The organism is Indolivaga macrotermitis (assembly GCF_900128985.1).
GTDB lineage: Bacteria > Bacteroidota > Bacteroidia > Bacteroidales > Dysgonomonadaceae > Dysgonomonas_A > Dysgonomonas_A macrotermitis.
The window spans coordinates 1-19,718 of sequence record NZ_FQUC01000009.1 but is presented as its reverse complement, the minus strand read 5'-3'; the positions used below and the strand labels follow the sequence as shown (position 1 = coordinate 19,718).

Sequence of the window (19,718 nt, the reverse complement as noted above, 5' to 3'; positions counted from 1 at the left end):
CTTAATTTCAAGGCCTGATAAATTTCGAATTAGTTTTTTCCCACGAGAATAAAGCTGCCGTATTTATCAATGCCAGATGTGAATATGCCTGCGGAAAGTTGCCCAGCTGACGCTTGGATTCGAAATCCAGGTCTTCGCTAAACAGACCAAGGTGATTCGAATAAGTCAATAGCTGATTGAAGAGGTGTAAAGCTTCTTCCTGTTCGCCAATAACATACAAAGCCCTGACCATCCAGAAGGTACAAATGGTAAATGAAGAAGACGGTTGCCCGAAATCGTCGTGATTTTTATATCTGTACATCAATCCGTTATGTGACAATTCTTTTTGTATACGCTTCACGGTGCTGATATAACGCTCGTCATTAGCCGAAATAAATCCGTACTGTTCCATAAGGAGCAGCGAAGCATCCATATCCTTATTGTCATACGATTGGGTAAAGCTCTGTAGTTCTTCGTCCCATCCGTTAGTACATACATCTTCATAAATGGTATTGGCTTCTTCTTCCAATAAGATTGCATAATCTTCTTTATTCAACAACCTTGCAATCTTTATCGCCCTGTCTAACGCAACCCAGCACATTACCTTAGAAAATACAAAATGCCCTTCTATATTCCGGAATTCCCATATACTCTGGTCTTTATTCCTCCATTCGGCAAAAACTGTTTTTACTATGTTACGCACTATCTCCCACATCTCTTCTACTTCGTCCAGATTACCCGGAAAATACTGGTAATAACTGTAAATAACATCCATCAGATAACCTAACGAATCGTTTTGTTTCTGGCTGAATGCTGCATTTCCGACACGTACCGGACGTGAGTTACCATATCCGTCCAAATGCGTAAGGACTTCCTCCGTAAGGGTACGTTCTCCCCTTATTCCATACATTATCTGAAACTGGTCATATTTGACTTTCAGTATGCTCTTGATAAATCCCAGAAAACGCCCGGCTGCATTCGGATGCCCCATTTTCAATAATGTTTCGATAGACATCGAGGCATCCCTGATCCAACAGAAACGATAATCCCAGTTGCGTACTTCGCCGAGGGTTTCGGGAACACTGGTTGTGAGCGCCGCTAAGACTGCACCCGACGACTGGAAAGACATTAACTTAAGAACAAGCAAGCTCCGTCCTATTTCTTCACCGTATGTTTCAAAACGCTTCGACCTGTAACTCCAGTTAAGCCAATAAACCTTTGTCCTTTGATATTCCAAACGTACCCGGTTTATATCTACTGTAACCAATTTTTGGTTATATGAAAGGAATAAGAATTCGTCTTTCTTTAATTCAATTTCCTCCTGATTGAGTATGGCATCAAAATCGAGGCTCGAATACAAGTATATATTATCCTTGTCATTCACCTTCGACGAAGTTCTTATATAGTTATTCCTTTTTACCAAGACCGCCTCTTCTTGGGCATAGTTCAGTACGGGATCATAAATCACTTTAAATCGGGGTTTACCGCTCACATATTTTATAAAGCGGTATAACTCGGGCGATGTATAGTATGTAGTGTCCGAAGTCCGGTAACGGGGCATAAAATCGAGCAGATCAAATACACCTTCGGGCGATGCAAATGTTGTTTTCAGAATATTCGTTCCGGGTTTATATTCCTGAACAATTGTATAAGAATCGGAAACTTCTATACTGAAAGAGCCTCCTTTTTTCTCATCCAATAGCTTTGCAAAAATAGAAGGAGAGTCAAAGTCCGGCAGGCAAAGCCAGTCTATACTTCCATATTTCGAAACTAGAGCCGCTGATCGACAATTACCTATTACACCATAGTTTAAGTCTTTCATATCAAATTATTTTTACTCCGGTGATTAACATCCAGAAGTAGTTAAAAGCAATAGTGGTGAACACTTCATGCCATTTTCACGTTTATTAAGTAACAATCATCGTTTTTATGCCGTAAGATCTAGCCTTGGCTAATCACACAAACTCATAATAAAGAAGTAGCACGAAGTCTTTACTACACTTCACCAACAATACTGTTTATACCTTACGCATAGAAAAGATCAGTATCAAGCGAATTATGAAAATTATTATTATATCTAACAGATTACCTGTTAAAATTGTTGAGGAAAATAACGAATTAAAACTCATCAAAAGCGAAGGCGGATTAGCAACCGGACTAGGTTCGCTCGAAACCAAGCGCGAAAAACATTGGCTGGGCTGGTCGGGAATGCATATTACTGACGAAGGGCAAAAAGCCGATATTAACAAACAGATGGAAGAACTGAAATTTCATCCGGTGTACCTGACTCCCAATCAAATAAAAAACTATTACGAAGGATATAGCAATAGTACTATTTGGCCATTGTGCCATTATTTCTACTCCTATATAGGCTCTAATAATAACTATTGGGAATCGTACAAAGAAGTAAACGCCCTATTCTGCGAAGCGGCTCTGAAAATAATCGAACCCGGAGATATTGTCTGGGTGCAGGATTATCAGCTGATGCTATTGCCTGCTATGATCCGCGAGAAGGTAAAGGATGTCAGTATCGGTTATTTCCATCATATACCATTCCCGTCTTACGAGATGTTCAGGGTACTGCCTGAGAGAGCCGAGATATTGAGGGGGCTTCTGGGTGCAGATCTGGTTGCATTTCATACTTATGACTATATGCGCCATTTTATCAGTACCGTATACAGGGTGTTAGGATATGAATGTATTCTGGATGAAGTTCAATTGGAGGACAGGATCGTCGAAGTAGATGCATTCCCTATGGGAATCAATTACGATTTGTTTCATGATGCTATACTCCGCCCCGAAGTACAGGAAAAAGCCATGGAGTTAAAAGAAGGATTTGGAGATAACAAAATCATACTTTCCGTAGACAGGCTCGATTATAGCAAAGGAATATTGATGAGGCTCAAAGGATTTATTAAATTCCTTAAACATAATCCTGAATATCACGGTAAAGTTTCATTGGTCATGATTGTTGTCCCGTCACGCGACACAGTAGGTACTTACGCTAAACTCAGAACACGTATTAACGAATTTATAGGAGGAATAAACGGAAAATATTCAACTCTTAGCTGGACTCCTGTTTATTATTTCTACAGAGCTTTCTCTTTCGAGGAACTTACTGCGATGTATTATTTGGCCGATATTGCTTTGGTTACACCCCTCAGAGACGGAATGAACCTCGTAGCAAAAGAATACATAGCTGCCAAAAGAGATAAACCCGGAGTATTAATCCTAAGTGAAATGGCAGGAGCTGTTATCGAATTGTCGGACTCCATCGTTGTCAATCCCAACAATAGTAAAGAGATAGAAGATGCTATAGTTAAAGCTTTGGAGATGCCCGAGAAGGAGCAATTGGAGAACTTAAAGAAACTTCAGGAAATAGTCTCTACACAAACTGTAAAACAATGGGCTACCGATTTCATCACTGAGTTAAAATCAATAAAGGAACTTAATAACCAGCGATTCGCAAAAGTAATCTGCGAAGGTAGTTTAGACGAAGTTAAGCAACAATATGATACTGCATCTAAACGCTTAATCATGCTCGATTACGATGGTACACTATCTCCATTCTATAAAGATCCGGCAAACGCTTATCCGCGTGAACCATTATTGCAACTACTTTCCCAAATAGCGAGTGATAGTAAAAATCATCTTGTTATCAACAGCGGACGTAATAGTGCTACCCTCGACGAATGGTTTGGCCATCTGAATATAGGTTTAGCAGCCGAACATGGTGTGTATTACAAGGAAGAAGGAATATGGCACAGTAATCTACAGGAAATTAACTGGGATGAAGAAATCGTAAATATACTTAAACATACAACAAAAAAGACTCCTAATTCGAAAATCGAGGTCAAGAATACAGCACTTGTATGGCATTATCGGGCTGTAGATACATGGTTAGCCGAACTGCGTGTTAATCAACTGATCAAAGAACTGATCAATCCGTGTTCACGTCTCAACCTCCAGATAATGCGGGGGAATAAAGTCATAGAAGTCAAATCATCCGACTATAATAAAGGAATAGAAGCTCTTCGCCTTCTGAAACGGGACTCTTACGACTTTGTTATAGCTATGGGAGACGATACTACCGACGAAGATATGTTTGCCGTACTTCCGCCTGATAGTATAACAATAAAAGTAGGGCGGATATCCGATGCTGCCAGATACAACCTACCTTCACAATCTTTGGTTATACCGTTTCTTAAAAAAATAGCGGGCGTAGAATAAATCCGGTAAATATTCCGTTTGTTGTAAAAACTTATATATTTGTATACAACAGTTGAACAACAAACAAAATATGATTGTATCCAAATTCCGGAAATACATCGAGTTTCTCCGGAACATTTCTACGAAAATACCCAAACAGAGGCTAATAATACTGTTGAGCCTTGTTGTCGGTACCTTATCGGGCTTAGCAGCTGTATTGCTTAAGAATATGGTCTTTGCGATGACGCGCCTACTGGTCAAGAGCCTTGATATACATTCGGTGAACATTGTATACTTTGCTTTCCCGTTCTTTGGATTGGTTCTGACTGTTTTGTTTGTCAGGCTCGTACTCAAGGAGAAGAAACTGCAAGGTATTACCCGTATACTATATGCTATTTCGAAAAAAGGCAGCAAATTAAAAATACAAGACACCTATTCTTCTCTCATAGCTTCTACTCTTACTGTTGGTGCAGGAGGGTCAGTCGGACTCGAATCTCCGATAGTTTTAAGCGGATCTGCTATAGGTTCGAATATCGGGCGTTTTTTCAGGTTAAATTATAAAACGACAACTCTACTCCTTGGATGTGGGGCTGCCGGTGCTACAGCTGGTATATTCTCGGCACCCGTTGCGGCGGTTGTTTTTGCCTTGGAAATACTTATGATCGATCTTACCACATGGTCTATCATCCCCCTTCTTATCGCAGCCGTATCTGGTACGGCGGTATCGTGGCTTTTATTGAGAGATGGTGCAGCCTTTTCTTTTACTGTTATGGATCCTCTAGTAATACATAACCTCCCTTTTTATGTTCTGTTGGGGCTTATTACAGGCATTGTATCCATATATTTTGTTAAGGGTACTAAGAAGATCGAAAACTGGATGGATATGCTCGGCAAAATAGATATAAGCTACGATAGAAGAAGAAAACGCTTTGTAAAAAAGCATATCTCAGGTAAATATACCGGAATAGTCCGCCAATTGATTGTCGGTGGCAGTATCTTGGGCATTATCATATTTCTTCTCCCTCCCCTGTATGGCGAAGGATATGAGGCTTTGAATATGATTCTTACAGGACATTCGCACGAATTAGTGAATGGCAGTTTCTTTTATGGCACTCAGGATAATATCTACCTGCTTATCACTTTCCTTTTTCTGGTTATGATCTTTAAAGTGATAGCCATGGCAATTACCACAGGCAGTGGCGGTGTTGGCGGTATATTTGCACCTTCTCTGTTTATGGGCGGCGTATCGGGATATATTGTAGCTACCATCTTCAATATGGTACCTTTCTTTTCGGTGAGTAGTAAGAATTTTGTTGTAGCAGGCATGGCAGGAGTATTAGCCGGAGTTATGCACGCTCCCCTGACTGCTATCTTTCTGATTACAGAAACAACCAGTGGACACGGCATCTTTTTACCTATTACACTTACCGCTGCATTCTCTTTCGTTGTATCTAAACTTGTCGAACCAAATTCGATCTATACCGACCGTCTTGCCAAGCGGGGTGAACTTATCACCCATAACAAGGACAAAGCTGTATTGACTTTATTGCAAACAAATGATCTGATCGAAACGGATTTTACTCCGATACATTCCGATCAAACATTGCGTGAGCTGACACACTGTTTCTCGGAATCTAAAAGAAATATCTTCCCTGTTATAAACAAATCATCCGAATTAGTGGGGATTATTTATATTGACAATATCCGTCCTAAATTATTTCAATCGGAATTATATGATTCCGTGTCGGCTTCTGATTTGATGTCTCCGGTATCGACCTGTATAGAATTAGGCACACGCATGGAAAAAGTAATGGAAGTATTTGAAAAGACCAATTCATGGAATCTTCCGGTTGTTAATAAAGGTAAGTATGTGGGCTTTCTGTCCAAATCGAAAATATTCTCGGCATACCGCATTCAGCTACAGGATTTCTATGATTAGGTCAGGCTGTGGGTATGAACTATTGTTTTTCTATTTTGTTTTAAATATCAAGAAATATAAAACTAAAATAATCCATTATGAAAAAAGTATTATTTGCACTATTGGTCACAACTATTCTGACCGCATGTGGAGGGTTGAAAACATACAATAATGCCCTTAAACAAATTGAGTTGGGAATGACTAAAGAACAAGTTGTTTCTTTGATGGGACAAGATTACCAGACTAGTGGTAAGACATACGAAAATAACAATGAATATGAAGTGATCGAGTACAAGGATATGTATAAATTCCACTGGATATTCGAATTCGAAAACAACAAACTTTATAAATGGTATAAAGAAACCGAAGACGGTAAATAAATATAGTAGTAAATAAACGACAACAAAACAACAAAAGAGACTCAATAATTATAGAGTCTCTTTTGTGCAATATATAATCAATTCTGTAACTATATATTCTCTTTTGTTCCCGGTGCAGAATTAAGCTTCCGGAGTTGTTTCTGCTTCTGCAGCTGGTTCAGCGGCAGCTTCGTCAGCAACAACAGCTTCTGCCTGAGCAGCAGCGGCTTCTGCTTTCTTCTGAGCTACAGCATCAGCTTTCGCTTTATTAGCAGCAATTTCTGCTTCGTGGCGGGCTTTCGCTTTGCTTGCAGCAGATTCTGCATTTTTGTTCTTTGCAGATTCTACAGATTTATCTTTAGAATCTTTCCATGCCTGGAACTTAGTTTCAGCGTCAGCCTCAGTAAATGCACCTTTAGTAACCCCACCCAGTAAGTGTTTCTTCATAAGAACACCTTCGTCTGAAAGAATGTTACGTACAGTGTCGGTAGGTTGAGCACCAACTTGTAACCAATACAAAGCTCTGTCGAAGTCTAACGTAATTGTAGCAGGATTAGTGTTTGGGTTGTATGAACCAACCTTCTCAATAAACTTACCATCACGTGGAGCTCTGCTATCTGCAATAATGATTTGATAGAAAGGATAATCTTTACGTCCTCTTCTTTGTAAACGGATCTTTGTAGCCATTTCTTCTGTTTTTGTTAATTTTTAATTAATGCATAATTATTTATTAGCGGGTGCTAAGATACAAATAACTTTCCGATTATGAGCAATAAACCCTTTCTTTCGAATATTTTTTATTTACCTTCCCCATATACGGGTATTGAGGTCTAATATTTCTACCACTTTAAGAACCCTGAACAGATTTTCGGCATAATATTTAATTGTATCGGATTCCATTAATGATTTCTTTCGCTTAAATGAGAACAGTTCAAATTTTCCGCTCAATGCCAGATACAACTTTCCGTTGATTATGGATGCAGATACATTTCCCGAACCGAAGTATTTCGACAAATCGACAAAACATTCCTGCATAGATGGAGTCAATAAATAACGGGCTTCAACAGCATCATCGGAATATACAACATATTCTTTTTCGAAACCAACATCTTCCAGATACACCATTTCGCCACGACCCGACGACCCGAATTTATCCTGCATCCAGCGTCCGATTCCGCCAAACATTTTTTCGGCTGAATCTTTCAGGATAAAGGTACGTCCTTGCGTATTCTTATTAAAATCAGCGATCAGCAGAACACCTTCGAAGATTGTATGCCAGTGGGTCTGCTTTTGTCCGTTCTTACCCCTGCTTTCGGTTTTATATTCGGTATGCAGACGCGAAAACTTCACTTTCGTTTCTCCTAATAAACCGCTAGTCTGATTATCTCCGGAATACCTATCAATTCTTTTTCTAAAAATATCAGAATGTACATATTCACTTTCCGAAACACACCCCTCGTGGATAAAACGGGCATCCGATAAAAACTCCGAAAGGATATGTGGAATAACTTGCGAATGAAATAATCCCTGTAATTCTCTGTCTTTCGGAAAAATCCAAAAAGCGAATATTATAAAATATATTATACCAACCGGAATTGTAAAAAGTATAATGGCTATAATATATATGACAGGAACGGGAAGAGATACTCCCATATTGAGGGGTAATAAAAGTATGGTTAATAGTGCTACAATAAGAAATACACCCCAAAAAGTCATCCAAAGTATTTGTCTTCGCTTTTTGATTTTCAGACGCGACTCTTCCAGTGGTTGTAATATATATTTCAACCTGAAGTTCAGATCATCAACCCTTTGAGACAGGTTTGTCAATAAAGAATTAGTTGCCATAGTGGGTATAAGTGTTGTTGTTTTACCTTGTCTAAAGGATTTCTTCAAGATCCAGAATATCTAATAATTGGCATAAATATTTATGAATCATTATTCATTCAAACTTATTGAAACAGATTTCCTACATTCGGGTTAACCTGCTCCTGTTCGCTGGCTGTGATCATTTCTTTTCTCACATATCCCATCTGCGAGGCAAATATACTGGAAGGGAACATCTCTATAGCGTTATTATATTCCATTACTGCAGCATTATAAGTCCGGCGCGCTGCAGCTAATTGTCCCTCACATTCGTTCAAAGATGCCTGTAATCTACTAAATTGCTCACTGGCTTTCAGGTTCGGATAGTTCTCTACCGAAATATTAAATGTTTTAAGAGCATGATCCAATTCATTATTGAGGTTGTTGCGTTGCTGTTCGCTCAGGTTCGGTTGCTGCGCCTGCGAACGTAATTGCACTAAACGTTCCAAAAGACCGCTCTCATGTTGCATATACTGCTTAACCGAAGCCACAAGGTTAGGTATCAGGTCGTAACGTTGTTTAAACATGGCATCAACTGCACCATTTGCATACTCGACCTTATTTTTCTTCCCGATTAGGCTATTGCGTATACTGATAATTATTATTACGATCAGTACAATCGCGCCAAGTGTTGCTATTAATCCAAATCCCATAACTAATTTAATTTATATAATTGTTCTTATTCAAAAAAATTCGAGCTGTCTCCAAAATCGTATCTATCCCCAGAAGTATATCTTCACTTGCCATATCTACCTTTATATCTGGATCGATCCCGAATTCGATTTGTTCTTTCGAAGCATTCAACATCGGAGACGAAGAGAATCTCACAGACCATCCGTTCATCAATTCCGATGAAAAAGGCAAACCGCTTCCCCCTCCTGTCTTATCTCCTATAATTGTGACATTAGGTGCATATGTCATGGCATTCACAAAATCGTTTGCGGCACTGTAACAACTCCTGTTTGTCAGCACCACCACATTCTTTTGATATCTTACTCTGCTGGAGGGACTGATATACCGGGGATACGGCTCGGAAAAACTATTATGTCCTTTTCCTGTCTTATACATAATATATCCTACCAATGTCTTTTCTTCGAAGAAACGTCCGGCTATCTTCTCTACATTGGTAAGTAAGCCTCCGCCATTATTCCTTATATCGATAATTATACCATTACAAATAGACATCCGGCTTAATATCTGGTCTAAGTTTGCCTCACCTACTCCACTTGAGAAACTTTCGTAATAGATATAGCCGATATTATCTTCCAGTATTTTATATTTCATACCGCCTGCTATTAAATAATCGGTACCGATATAATTCTTCTGTATCTTTTCATCAAAATTATCAGGATAGTCTTCAAACCATTTCCAGTAACGCGAAATATTATGATTGGCAATAAGGTTTACATGCCCATCCTTCAATTCGGCTAACATTTCACCTAATACATCAAAAAAAGCTTCCTGAGACATATCTTCACTAATCCTGTTTGAATAACGGGTATACACTTCGTCCCAATCGATATTTTTATAATCGAAAAAGCAATATTTCTCATCCATGGTTTTCCAAAGGAGCTCGAAATTATCTCTCTTCGTATTATCATATTCTTCTTCATGAAAACATGATGCGAAAAATAAGACCGGGAATAAACACAGGTAATATATATATTTCTTCATCTTATTCTATTTTCAGGGCAAACATATCTCGCTTATCCTATCGATAGTATACCTGAAATAATTCAGGTCTACGTCTCCATCGAGGCTGGTTAGTTCACCCTTATGCGAAAACTGCCAGATCACCCAGTTTTCAATATCATCGCCCGGCTCTTTATTCAAAGAACTAATCCATATCGGGTTATCCGGAAACTGTTTATTTATATATAATTTGTAACAGTCCAGATTGGTGTATATTATCGGATGATGTCCATAATATTCATATAATTCGTTTTCCAGTATCTTTAATTCCTTTATTACACTTCTTACAAACAATGTATCTTTACTATACGGATTGGCAGGCGAATGCTCTACATCTATAGCCGGTAATAAATCTCCGGGTTCGCATGTCGCAACTTTTATAAAATGCTTTGCCTGTTCCCGTCCTGATACTCCGAAGTTATAGAAATGGTATGACCCTATTCGCACTCCATTCTCTTTCGCCAACTTATAATTATATGGGTAATTCCGGTCGTCATGCGTAATCCCCTCCGTAGCTTTTATATAAGCAAAACTAACACCTTCATTTTTCACTTCTATCCAGTTCAGTATCGGATTATGATGGGAAATATCTATTCCTCTGACCGAATACTTTGTATTCTTATCGAAGGTATTAGCTATCGAGTTCTTCTTATAAAAATAATATCCCAAAGATAAAAAAACAACAATCAAAGTCGTAATACATATAACCGACTTTAATTGTTGTTTTGATTTTTTCTTTCTCATTTACTGGAAAAATATAATTTCCGATAACAAAATATTCTATTTTCTCTTTACTGCACTTATGACAATAAACTTAAAATATATTTTCCGTACGAAGTTTTATCCAGCTTTTGTCCTAAGACTGTCAACTGGTTATCGTCGATCCAGCCATTTCTCCATGCTATTTCTTCGATACAAGACACATAAAAACCCTGTCTGTTCTGAATTGTTTCAACAAAATTTCCTGCTTCAAGTAAGCTGTCACAATTCCCCGTATCGAGCCATGCAAATCCACGTCCGAATATTTCAACCTGCAATGTACCTTCTCCTAAATAAACTTTATTCAAGTCTGTAATTTCATATTCTCCACGGAGAGAAGGTTTCAGATTTTTAGCTTTCTCTGTTACAGTCTTATCATAGAAATAGAGTCCGGGAACAGCATAATTCGATTTTGGTTTTTCAGGCTTTTCCTCTAAAGAGATAACCTTTCCTGTATTATCGAATTCTACAACTCCGTATGCACGCGGATCTTTTACATAATAGCCAAATATACAAGCTCCTTTCTCTATTGAAGCTGCCCGCTTGAGCATTTTAGAAAAGCCTTGGCCATAAAACATATTATCTCCCAGAATCAGACATCCGGCTTCACCGTTCAGGAACTGGGCACCTAAAACAAAAGCTTGTGCCAAACCATCAGGTTTTTCTTGAATTATATACTCAAATCTCATCCCCAGTTCTTCGCCCGATCCTAATAATTCTTTAAACATCGGTAAATCCCGGGGTGTTGAAATAATCAATACCTCTCTGATACCTGCAAGCATTAATGTGGACAACGGATAATAAATCATCGGTTTGTCATAGACAGGCATTATTTGTTTTGATATGGCTTTCGATAATGGATAAAGCCGTGTCGCACTTCCTCCTGCTAGAATTATTCCTTTCATGTTGAGTTTTTAATATTAAGACAAAGTTAATATATTCAGTGAGATAGTAAAATATTAGTTTCAAAATCAATATTCTTTTTCTTAACTTTTAAAATGATTGCCTATATTTGACTTATTAATAATCTTTAACCTTGAATATATTATGAACAATGCCAAACCAGCTCCGGATATAGAAAAAGATCATACATCATTCACAGATACTTCTGAAAACAAAACAGATAACAATTCATCTATCTCCATATCAGATTTGTTGAAAGACGGAGCTAAACAAAGTTTGAAGGCCATTAGGTTATTCTCGCTCGTTTTACTTTTATTCGGCTTTTCCAACCTTGTATTATTTATCATTGATATTTACAAATACTATAATAGTATAGTTGAGTTAAGTAGTTTGTGGTTATTTCTGGCTGTTTTGGTTGGTATTATTTTTACGGCTATTGGACTATTATTTACGTACAAATACCTTATTATAAACACTATTGATATTGCCTATAAATATTTACGACCTTTTTTTCAAAAAGTATGCATTAAGATTATCGATATAGTTGTCTCTAAAAGTAATAAAGTTACAGGAAAAGATTTGCACAAGACTTTGAATGTGGGAGGAATAATGCTTGAAGTATATGGTAAAAAGTTGCCTAAATATTTTCAGAAAGCTTTGATTTTTGTTCTCAGAAAAATACCGTTCGGCGATTTCCTTATAGCAATGCAAAATGATTTGGCACAAAATAATGACAATAATTCTTTAAGCCAGATTTTATATAATCATCTTGATAAATATATCACCGGTAATATTTTAGGAAGCGAATCTATGAAATGGATATACTGGCTATATCCTGTAAATATAGTTGTACAGGTTCTCATCTACATATATATGTCATAACAAAAAAGAGCGGCTCAGTTATTTATCTGAGCCGCTCTTTTTTTAGTATTTACTTAACTGGTATCTTTTCTATCCGCCTTTCATGCCTTCCTCCTTCAAATGGAGTATTCAGAAACCGCACTAAAATAGTGTAAGCTTCTTCTTGCGATATAAAACGCGCCGGCAGTACCAAAACATTTGCATTGTTATGCGCTCTGGCTAAACGGGCAATTTCCTCAGTCCAGCAAAGAGCTGCCCTGACGCCCTGATGTTTATTCAGAGTAATGTTGATACCATTTCCGCTACCACACAGACCTATACCGGGATAACATTCTCCGTTCTCCACAGCTATAGCTAATGGATGGGCAAAGTCTGCATAATCGGAACTCTCGCCAGAGTATGCACCAAAATCTTTATATACGATACCCTTCTCTTCGAATAAAGAGATTAAGTATGATTTCATCTCAAAGCCTGCATGATCACTACAGATCCCGATAGGCTTTTCGGATTGCGAAAATAATGAAGAGATACCTGTCATTGTCGTTTATTTTAAATAACCAAGGCTTTTTACTTTTTCAAAAAGTCTTTTACTTGTTTGTACACATTATCACCTGTAAAGCCTAGTTTTTCATCTAAAACTTTATAGGGTGCCGAGAATCCGAATGTTTCAAGTCCCCAAACTTTACCACTATCGCCGACTAAACCTAAAAGGTTAACGGGTAAACCTGCAGTCAATCCAAATTTCTTTTTATCCGCAGGAAGAATAGAATCCTGATAGTCTTTAGATTGATTACGGAATAACCCTTCGGACGGAACCGAAACAATACGAGTTTTAATTCCTTCTGCTTCCAGCTGTTTTGCCCCATCTACCAAGGTAGCAACTTCCGACCCGGATGCCAATAATATAACATCATAATTAGGAGTATCATGTACTATATAAGCACCCTTAGCTGTCTGCAAAGCTTCTTCGTAACGAGCACCTTTAGCAGGAAGGTCTTTTATATTCTGACGGGAAAGGATCAAGCCCGTAGGCGTAGATGTATTTTCCATAGCCAGTTTCCATGATACGGTTGTTTCTACGGCGTCTCCCGGACGTAAAACAAGCATCGAATTCTGGTTATGATGGTTTTTAAGTTTTTCCATCAGACGCAACTGTGCTTCCTGTTCAACAGGCTCATGCGTAGGACCATCTTCTCCCACACGGAAAGCATCATGTGTCCAGATAAATTTCACAGGTTGCTGCATTATGGCTGCCATACGGATTGCAGGCTTCATATAGTCAGAGAATACAAAGAATGTAGCACAGGCAGGAATAACGCCACCATGCAAACTTATACCTATTGATAGACAAGCCATGGTTAATTCGCAAACTCCTACTTGCAGGAATGCGCCTGAGAAATCCTTCTTCTGTAGACTATGCGTATATTTAAGAAAACCGTCTGTTTTATCAGAATTAGATAAGTCAGCCGATGCAACGATCATATTCTCTACATTCTGAGCTAAAACACCTAATACAGCCGCTGAAGCTGCACGTGAAGCAATATCATTCTTTTGCTGTATTCCTGCCCAGTCGATATGAGGAACTTCTCCGGCAAACCAACGTTTCAGTTTATCTGCCAGTTGAGGATTTTCTTTCGCCCATTTTTCTTTTTCCTCCAGTTTTTTAGCAACAATGCTTTTCAGTTCTTTTGCTCTGTTAGCATAAAGTTCTTTTGCTTCGGGGAAAATAACGAATGGATTTTTAGGATCGCCATTCAAGTTAGCTATTGTTTTATCATAACTGGCTCCAGCTTCACTCAATGGCATACCGTGAGTAGCCGTTTGGTCTTCGAAGCTTGTACCATCGTCTTTTACTGCACCTTTACCCATTATAGTATGTCCTATAATTAGAGTAGGACGGCTATTTTCGGCTTTAGCTTCATTTAATGCTTTTCGTATTTCGGCTGCATCATTTCCCTTTATTGAAATAACATGCCATCCCCAAGCTTTATATTTAGCAGCTACATCTTCGTCTGTTACCTCTTTTGTTTTAGTAGATAGCTGTATTCCGTTCGAATCATAGAACATGATCAGATTATCCAAGCCTAAATGACCTGCAATACGTCCTGCACCTTGTGAAATCTCCTCTTGTATACCTCCATCCGAAATAAAAGCATATATTGTATGGTCCATCACATTTCCTAAACGGGCTTTCAAAAATTTTGCAGCAATAGCAGCACCTACAGCAAAAGTATGACCTTGTCCTAATGGCCCGGAAGTATTTTCCACTCCATGATTCAGGTCCAATTCAGGATGACCGGGTGTAATACTTCCCCATTGGCGAAACTGCTGTAAATCGTCCATAGAATACTTTCCAGTCAGAGCCAATGTAGAGTATAACATTGGTGACATATGACCCGGATCTAGAAAGAAACGGTCACGACCCTCCCAACGAGGGTTCTCAGGATCATAAACCAGATATTCGGAGAACAAGACATTTATAAAGTCTGCCCCACCCATCGCACCGCCGGGATGTCCCGATTTCGCTTTCTCTACCATCGACGCAGCAAGAATACGTATATTATCCGCCGCCTTGTTTAGTACTTTTATGTCATTCATGATTAATAAGATAAGTATATCTAATATTTAAATTTCTTTTTAGTTTGTAAATTTAACAGAAAAAAATAAGTGTACAGATAACATTAATACCCTTATTACAAAAATAAAGAAAATATGGAATATAAAGCAAGTAAAATTGAAGTATAAAATAATCAATATGTAAGTTCCTGTATTTTACTTATATATTATCTTCATTAATAAGACACTATCAGTCAAAGTACTAATATACATCTTTATGTAATTATTTTTTCTACATTAATTCATATAAATTTTATATATATGTAAAAACAGCTACACATGGTATTTTGTGCAGCTGTTTATTATATATTAAGATATTCTGAATTATTCTACAGGAATATCTTTATTTACATTCTTAGAACCGATAAGAGCATAAAACAATAGATATGCTAATCCGGCAAATATTACCCAATAGCTACCCATATATCCTACTTTATCAGCAACAAAGTTTTGGAACAGCGGAAGGATTCCTCCACCGACAACCATCATCATAAATATACCTGATGCAGCTGCAACATATTTCCCTAAGCCTTCTACTGCAAGGTTGAAAATACCACCCCACATAATAGATGTGCATAGTCCACATAGAACAAGTAGCAAAGCACTTAACGGAACTTGTGTCATCGCAAATGATGAACCTGTAAATACTGGCATAGAAGATGTTACTTCTTTAGGAAGGAACATAGCTAAAAGCACTAATATAATACCTACCGCAGAAACGCTTGTCAACATCATTTTACTCGATACTTTACCACCGATCAAGCTACCCAAGAAACGGCCAACAAGCATTAGGAACCAATATGTTCCGGCAACGAAACCTCCGATACTTGCTGCACTAGCGGGATCAAGTCCTGCGCCTTTGTCTGTAATATCTGATAAATAGAAGTTTAATGTTCCCGGAATACCGATCTCAACACCGACATAAATAAATATACCGATTACACCAAATACAAAATGGCGGAAATTCCACGGGCTGTATTTATCTGCTACCTGAGTTTCGGTATGTTTCTTTTCATGCGGATCTTTAATCGGAATGAAAGATAATATAACAAAAGCAGCTGCAAATACTGCCATTGCCATAAACAATACCGGATTTACGTCAGTAATAGCTGTATTAACTGTAATTTGTCCGATAAGTGCACCTACAAACATTGGAGTAACTGTTCCTGCCAATGAATTAAAGGTTCCACCTAGCTGCATCAATTGGTTACCTTTATTACCTCCGCCACCTAACAGGTTAAGCATAGGATTTACTACTGTATTCAACATACAAACAGAGAATCCGGCAATGAAAGCACCTAGCAGATACACAAAGAAATTAGCTGGAAGCCCGAATAGTTCGGCTCCAACACCAACAACTCCTGATAAATATTGAGTGAATACACCTAAAAGACCTACTGCGATAGCAATAAGGGCGGTTTTTTTATAACCAATTTTGGTCAATAATTTACCTGCCGGTATCCCCATAAAGAGATATGCCGCAAAGTTCATCAGGTTACCTAACATTCCTAAGAAGTTAGATCCGGCAAAGGCTGGTTGATTTTTCCAAATAACTCCGATAGGAGCCGCAAGATTGGTCACAAACGAGATCATCGCAAAAAGAAAAATCATCGTAATAATAGCAATGAGATTTCCCTTTTGCTTTTGGGGTTCATTAGTAGTCATAAAATCAGTTTTTATTATTAAAATATTTAATCTTTACTTCTTTACTGAAAATGCAAATGTAGTAATACTTTCGAATTTGTCCTCAGGTTTCAAAATTATTGAAGGATAATCGGAGTTGTGGATACTATCTGGAAAATGTTGTGTTTCAAAACAAACTGCACTTTGCGATGGGTATTTTCGTCCGTTTTTACCTACAAAATTACCTGTCATCCAGTTTCCTGTGTATAACTGAACTCCGGGTTGATCTGTATAAATATCCATCTCAATCCCCGTCTTAGGAGAATAACATTTAACAGCCAAAGCATTCTGCCCTTCTTTTTTATCCAGGATATAAGTATGATCGTATCCTCTTGCCCAAATCAATTGTTGGAAGTCTTCAGATATTCGCGAACCGATACTCTGATTTTTCGTAAAGTCCATTGGAGTACCTTTTACTTTTTCAGCTTTACCATATGGTATTGCTGTTTCATCTGTAGGGAGATATTCTTCTGCATGAATAGTCAATAAATGATCTGCAACAGAAGGGTCTCCAGCTCCGGACAGATTAAAATATGCATGATTAGTTAAATTCAGAATAGTAGTTTTGTCTGTTTTTGCTTCGTATTTAATAACTACTTCATTATTATCTGTCAGCGTATAAGTAACCGTTACGTGTAAGTTACCGGGAAAACCTTCCTCGCCATCTTTCGACAAATAATGAAGTACCAATGTTTTCTGATCGGTTTGAGTTGCTCCCCAAACAACCGAATTGAACCCCTTTAGCCCACCATGCAAGCTGTTTGGCCCATTATTTATAGCTAAAGTATATTCTTTGCCATCCAACGTAAATTTGCCTTTTGCTATACGATTGGCTGTACGTCCACATACCGCACCGAAGTATGGTTCTTCTGATTTCAGATACTCTTCTATATTATTATGCCCTGTTACAACATCTATCCAATTCCCTCCTTTATCCGGCACTATCAGGGAAACTATCCTTGCTCCATAATTAGAGATTAATAACTCCGCTCCATTCTTATTCTGGAGAATATAAAGAGATGTATGTTTACCATCTATCACTTTCTCAAATTCGGATACAATTAAACCAGATTTTGTTTTTTCAGGGTACATATTCATATCTTTTACTTTAAAGTTTTTTCGAATCAATGATATATTTCTGTATGTAAAAATAACAATGACTATTGGTCGGTACATCAAAAAAAAAGATGTTCTATAACACAAATCAGATCACCTTAACTTCATATTACATCTAGTCAGAGATATGCATAACATCTCTAAACACTATTTTTGATTCTTTATATCAACTGCAATAAACAGTTATGCCTATAATAGCATACATTTGCAGGATATTGTAGTAAATTTACAAATAAAATTTAGAATGAATAGATATTTTCTCTTTGTTATAGCGCTTTTTATTTCTTTTTCTTCCTTCTCTCAGACATATGAAGAACTTGTATCGAAATCATTAGATTATATCGAAGCAAACGAATATGCTGCGGCTGAAGCTACATTGAAAGAAGCCCTGCGAAAAGAACCTGCCAATCAAGGAAATATCCTTCTTCTATCTAATCTAGGCACTATACAACGAAAGCAGGGTAAAGTACAAGAAGCTCTGATTTCTTACAATTCTGCCCTATCCAAATACCCAAAAGCTGTATTTGCCTTGCAAAATAGAGCTGCATTATTTTGTGAAATAGATAGCTTACAAGCTGCTAAACGCGATTATACTCTGATTCTTGCTATTGACGAAGACAATATTGATGCACTTTATAGCAGAGGGCTTATTCATATGACAGAAAAGAACTGGCTTGCAGCTGAAGATGATTTCGAGCATGTCTTAAAAGTAGCACCTAACAATATACAGGCACAAAGTAGCCTTGCCTTCCTTTTAAAAACAAAAGGAGACTGGAGCGGTGCAGAAGAAAAATACACTGACCTTATTTATAAATATAAAAGTCAACCCGTTTTCTATATTAATAGAGCAGAATGTTATATTCAACTGAAAAAATTATCAAGAGCCAAAGATGACCTGAACAAGGCTAAAGAACTTGGTTATGACGATCCTTTATTATATATATTAAGAGGTCAGCTTTACTTACAGCAATTTGACAAATTAAGCGCAAAACAAGATTTTCAGAAAGCGCAGGAACTTGGAGCCGATGCTACATTAATAAAAGAGTATCTACTTAAATGTAAATAAGCTTATTTTATTTTAATCCTAAGGTCTGTAACTTTACAGTCTAAACGGTACATATCAAACCCTTTAGCCCAAAAGTCAGGAACTACTTCTCTTAATTCTAAGCCAAACCTTTCGTAAAAAGGATAAACTAACTGTGAAGTTCTTACAGAAACGATTTCGACTGTAGAGATTTTTATTATTTCGTTTAGTCTATAATTAGTTAACAGGCTGCCAACTCCCTTTCGTTGAGCCACCGGATGGATAATATCCCAGGATATACGGGCTGTTCTGAGATCATCTGTAATATTATAACCTCCACAACCTAATAAAATAGTATTCTCTTCGTCTTCAATTACAAAATAATTATCTGTAAAATTATTTAAGTAGTAAATCAGATCGTCTCTTTCTTCAGGAGCAAAATACTCAGGGGTATTGAGATTCAACAATTCTAAGACCTGATCTTTATACGTTTTATTATATTTTAAAACTTTCATCGGATAAATGTAAGTTATAAATTATAAATGGTCAATAATTTTCTTAGATATCTCCAACAAATATCAATTGTTTTAATAATCTCTATTATCGTATCCAACGTGAGGATATATTTTTGGGGGGGGATGTATAAACAATAAAGTCCCGTAAGTTATTATACTTACGGGACTTTGTTATAAAAAAGATGGCGGTTACCTACTCTCCCACAAAACTGCAGTACCAT

General features: G+C 37.5%; 17 protein-coding genes. 5 read left to right on the top strand and 12 right to left on the bottom strand.

Annotation, left to right across the window (positions count from 1 at the left end):
* Nucleotides 1-7: 7 nt before the first annotated feature.
* A complete protein-coding gene (locus BUC12_RS12265) occupies nt 8-1,801 on the bottom strand; it encodes a glycoside hydrolase family 15 protein (RefSeq protein WP_062179692.1) in 1,794 nt (597 codons plus the stop codon).
* A gap of 236 nt (nt 1,802-2,037) precedes the next feature.
* On the opposite strand from BUC12_RS12265, the gene BUC12_RS12260 reads away from it, so the two are divergent.
* From BUC12_RS12260 to BUC12_RS12250, 3 genes are all read left to right on the top strand, one after another.
* A complete protein-coding gene (locus BUC12_RS12260) occupies nt 2,038-4,209 on the top strand; it encodes a bifunctional alpha,alpha-trehalose-phosphate synthase (UDP-forming)/trehalose-phosphatase (RefSeq protein WP_062179690.1) in 2,172 nt (723 codons plus the stop codon).
* 70 nt (nt 4,210-4,279) lie between these two features.
* Nucleotides 4,280-6,127: a chloride channel protein gene (locus BUC12_RS12255; RefSeq protein ID WP_062179688.1), complete on the top strand. Its 1,848-nt coding sequence runs from the start codon at nt 4,280-4,282 to the stop codon at nt 6,125-6,127.
* A 77-nt stretch (nt 6,128-6,204) separates the two neighbouring features.
* The gene (locus BUC12_RS12250; RefSeq protein ID WP_062179686.1) at nt 6,205-6,486 is read left to right on the top strand and encodes a hypothetical protein; all 282 of its coding nucleotides are present in this window, start codon (nt 6,205-6,207) and stop codon (nt 6,484-6,486) included.
* Between the two features lie 120 nt (nt 6,487-6,606).
* Here the strand turns inward: BUC12_RS12250 and BUC12_RS12245 are convergent, their stop codons facing one another.
* The 6 genes from BUC12_RS12245 to rfbA form a co-directional block, all read right to left on the bottom strand.
* Nucleotides 6,607-7,152: a 30S ribosomal protein S16 gene (locus tag BUC12_RS12245; RefSeq protein ID WP_062179683.1), complete on the bottom strand. Its 546-nt coding sequence runs from the start codon at nt 7,150-7,152 to the stop codon at nt 6,607-6,609.
* Between the two features lie 114 nt (nt 7,153-7,266).
* Nucleotides 7,267-8,310, bottom strand: a complete 1,044-nt coding sequence (locus BUC12_RS12240; RefSeq protein ID WP_062179680.1) for a DUF3137 domain-containing protein — start codon at nt 8,308-8,310, stop codon at nt 7,267-7,269.
* 104 nt (nt 8,311-8,414) lie between these two features.
* The gene (locus BUC12_RS12235) at nt 8,415-8,981 is read right to left on the bottom strand and encodes a LemA family protein (protein WP_062179677.1); all 567 of its coding nucleotides are present in this window, start codon (nt 8,979-8,981) and stop codon (nt 8,415-8,417) included.
* A gap of 7 nt (nt 8,982-8,988) precedes the next feature.
* Nucleotides 8,989-10,002 (bottom strand): S41 family peptidase, encoded by a 1,014-nt coding sequence (locus tag BUC12_RS12230; protein WP_062179674.1) that lies wholly within the window; start codon nt 10,000-10,002, stop codon nt 8,989-8,991.
* Nucleotides 10,003-10,014: 12 nt separating this feature from the next.
* Nucleotides 10,015-10,764, bottom strand: coding sequence for a glycoside hydrolase family 25 protein (locus BUC12_RS12225; protein WP_062179670.1), 750 nt, complete (start codon nt 10,762-10,764; stop codon nt 10,015-10,017).
* A 56-nt stretch (nt 10,765-10,820) separates the two neighbouring features.
* Entirely contained in the window at nt 10,821-11,684 is an 864-nt protein-coding gene (gene rfbA, locus BUC12_RS12220) for a glucose-1-phosphate thymidylyltransferase RfbA (protein WP_062179667.1), read from the bottom strand.
* A gap of 142 nt (nt 11,685-11,826) precedes the next feature.
* Here rfbA and BUC12_RS12215 point away from each other — a divergent pair, with 142 nt between their 5' ends.
* Entirely contained in the window at nt 11,827-12,564 is a 738-nt protein-coding gene (locus BUC12_RS12215; RefSeq protein ID WP_062179665.1) for a hypothetical protein, read from the top strand.
* Between the two features lie 49 nt (nt 12,565-12,613).
* Here the strand turns inward: BUC12_RS12215 and BUC12_RS12210 are convergent, their stop codons facing one another.
* From BUC12_RS12210 to BUC12_RS12195, 4 genes are all read right to left on the bottom strand, one after another.
* Nucleotides 12,614-13,081: an RpiB/LacA/LacB family sugar-phosphate isomerase gene (locus BUC12_RS12210; protein ID WP_062179662.1), complete on the bottom strand. Its 468-nt coding sequence runs from the start codon at nt 13,079-13,081 to the stop codon at nt 12,614-12,616.
* Nucleotides 13,082-13,110: 29 nt separating this feature from the next.
* Entirely contained in the window at nt 13,111-15,141 is a 2,031-nt protein-coding gene (locus BUC12_RS12205) for a transketolase family protein (RefSeq protein WP_062179659.1), read from the bottom strand.
* Between the two features lie 342 nt (nt 15,142-15,483).
* On the bottom strand, nt 15,484-16,824 hold the full coding sequence (locus BUC12_RS12200; RefSeq protein WP_062179656.1) for an MFS transporter: 1,341 nt from the start codon (nt 16,822-16,824) through the stop codon (nt 15,484-15,486).
* Nucleotides 16,825-16,857: 33 nt separating this feature from the next.
* The gene (locus BUC12_RS12195) at nt 16,858-17,934 is read right to left on the bottom strand and encodes an aldose epimerase family protein (protein ID WP_062180003.1); all 1,077 of its coding nucleotides are present in this window, start codon (nt 17,932-17,934) and stop codon (nt 16,858-16,860) included.
* 268 nt (nt 17,935-18,202) lie between these two features.
* On the opposite strand from BUC12_RS12195, the gene BUC12_RS12190 reads away from it, so the two are divergent.
* A complete protein-coding gene (locus BUC12_RS12190) occupies nt 18,203-19,024 on the top strand; it encodes a tetratricopeptide repeat protein (RefSeq protein WP_062179653.1) in 822 nt (273 codons plus the stop codon).
* A gap of 2 nt (nt 19,025-19,026) precedes the next feature.
* On the opposite strand, the gene BUC12_RS12185 is transcribed toward BUC12_RS12190, so the two are convergent.
* Nucleotides 19,027-19,497, bottom strand: a complete 471-nt coding sequence (locus BUC12_RS12185; protein ID WP_062179650.1) for a GNAT family N-acetyltransferase — start codon at nt 19,495-19,497, stop codon at nt 19,027-19,029.
* Nucleotides 19,498-19,718: the final 221 nt, after the last annotated feature.